Annotated in this window: 2 protein-coding genes; both read left to right on the top strand. The window is 70.0% G+C overall.

Annotation, left to right across the window (positions count from 1 at the left end):
• A partial coding sequence (locus DBR23_RS32075) for a universal stress protein (RefSeq protein ID WP_233250806.1) occupies positions 1-826 on the top strand: 826 nt, incomplete at its 5' end.
• An 81-nt stretch (positions 827-907) separates the two neighbouring features.
• Positions 908-2,002 (top strand): DUF2855 family protein, encoded by a 1,095-nt coding sequence (locus tag DBR23_RS28600; protein ID WP_108500299.1) that lies wholly within the window; start codon positions 908-910, stop codon positions 2,000-2,002.
• Positions 2,003-2,081: the final 79 nt, after the last annotated feature.

Raw genomic sequence — 2,081 nt, 5'->3', positions numbered from 1 at the left:
CGGCGTGATGCTGTACGAGCTGGCCACCGGCGAGCTGCCCTTTGGCGCCCCCACCACCAGCGGCGGCATGCGCCAGCGCCTGTGGATGACGCCCGCGCCGCCGCGCAAGCACCGGGCCGACATCCCGCCCTGGCTGCAGGAAGTCATCCTGCGCTGCCTGGAGCCCGAGGCCGCAAGCCGTTACCCCTCGGCCGCGCACCTGGCGTTTGACCTGTCCAACCCCGAGCAGGTACTCATCACCGAACGCGGCGAGCGCACCGAGCGCACGCCGCTGCGCACCCACCTGCGACGCTGGCTGCGCGCAGCGGGCATGCACTACACCCCCAGCCCCCTGCCCTCGCAGCAGATCGAAGACACGCCCATCCTCATGGTCGCCGTGCCCCATGCCGATGTGAGCGATGCCACGCTGTACTCGCTGCGCCAGGCCGTGGCCCGCTCGCTGGGCATCCGCCCCGGCGCACGGCTGGCCTGCGTGACGGTGGTGTCGCCCGGCGCCAGCAGCACCAGCGACAGCGAGCGCAGCGAAACCACGCTGCACCGCCAGCACATGGCGCGCCTGCGCCAGTGGGCCCAGGGGCTGGACCTGACCGGGCATGCCGTGAGCTACCACGTGCTCGAAGCGAGCGACGTGGCCCAGGCGCTGGTGCGCTATGCGGCCAGCAACCACGTAAGCATGATGATCCTGGGCGCCGCCACTCACGGGCTGCAAACCCAGCGCTTTTTTGCCACGGTGCCCATGCGCGTGGCGCGCGATGCGCCCTGCACCGTCATCCTGGTCAAGCAGGCGCTGCCGTTCGAGCAACTGGCCCAGCCAACAACCGATTGAACACTTCGGCACACGGAGCCTGTGTCGCCCAGGCGGCGCGCGCCGCTTGAGCGCACGCCCGCTTTGGTTTAGCGTCGCGGCATGAGCACCACCATCCTTCTCGTGCGCCAGGACCAGCTGGCCACCACCCGCCTGTTGACCACCGACGACACCCCGCTGGCCGAGGGCCAGGTCCGCGTGCGGGTCGAGTCGTTTGCCCTCACGGCCAACAACATCACCTATGCCGCGCTGGGCGACATGCTGAACTACTGGCAGTTCTTCCCCACCGGCGAGGCCGGCTGGGGCATCGTGCCTGTGTGGGGCTTCGGCACCGTGGTGCAGTCGCTGCACCCGGCCGTGGCGGTGGGCGAGCGGCTGTATGGCTACTGGCCCATGGCCAGCCAGGCCGTGCTGTCGCCCCAGCGTGTCAACCCCACGGGCTTCAGCGACGGCGCCCCGCACCGCGCGGGCCTGCATGCGGTCTACAACCACTACCTGCGCACCAGCACCGACGGGCTGTACCGCGCCGACAACGAGGACATGCAGGCGCTCCTGCGGCCACTGTTCATCACCTCGTGGCTCATCGACGATTTTCTGGCGGACCAGCAGTTCTTTGGCGCCCGGCGCATGCTGCTGTCCAGCGCGTCGAGCAAAACGGCCTACGGCACCGCCTTCCAGCTTGCACAGCGCGACGGCATCGAGGTCATTGGCCTCACCTCGCCCGGCAATGTGGCGTTTTGCGAAAGCCTGGGCTGCTACAGCCGCGTGGTCACCTACGACGCACTGGACCAGATCGACGGCGCCACACCCAGCGTCTACATCGACTTTGCGGGCAGCGTGGGCCTGCGCCAGCGCATCCACGCCCACTTCACGGGCCTGGCCTACAGCTGCTCGGTGGGCGCCAGCCACGTGCAGGACCTGGGCGGCGCAGGCCAGCTGCCCGGCCCGCGCCCGGTGATGTTCTTTGCGCCCGCCCAGGTCAAGAAGCGCCACACCGACTGGGGCGCCCAGGGTCTGAACGACCGCCTGGTGGCGGCCTGGAACCAGTTCAGCGCCGCCGTGTCGGCAGGGCCGCAGCCCTGGCTGGTGGTGCAGCGCCATGCGGGCCCCCAGGCCACGCAAGCCCTGTTTGCCACCGTGTTGGCGGGCAGCGGCGACCCGCGCGCGGGGCATATCGCGACGATGCTGCCCGCTTAAAGCCCGCAACCCGGCGGCCAAGGGCATGGCGGCGACAATGGGGCATGACCCCATTGCCCCCCGATACCGCTACCAACCC

This window comes from Acidovorax sp. HMWF018 (assembly GCF_003061035.1).
GTDB lineage: Bacteria > Pseudomonadota > Gammaproteobacteria > Burkholderiales > Burkholderiaceae_C > Acidovorax > Acidovorax delafieldii.
This window is presented reverse-complemented; position numbering and strand designations above follow the sequence as displayed.

Coding starts and splice junctions, on each gene's coding strand:
- DBR23_RS28600 (WP_108500299.1), top strand. CDS start 908: ATGAGCACCACCATCCTTCTCGTGCGCCAGGACCAGCTGGCCACCACC.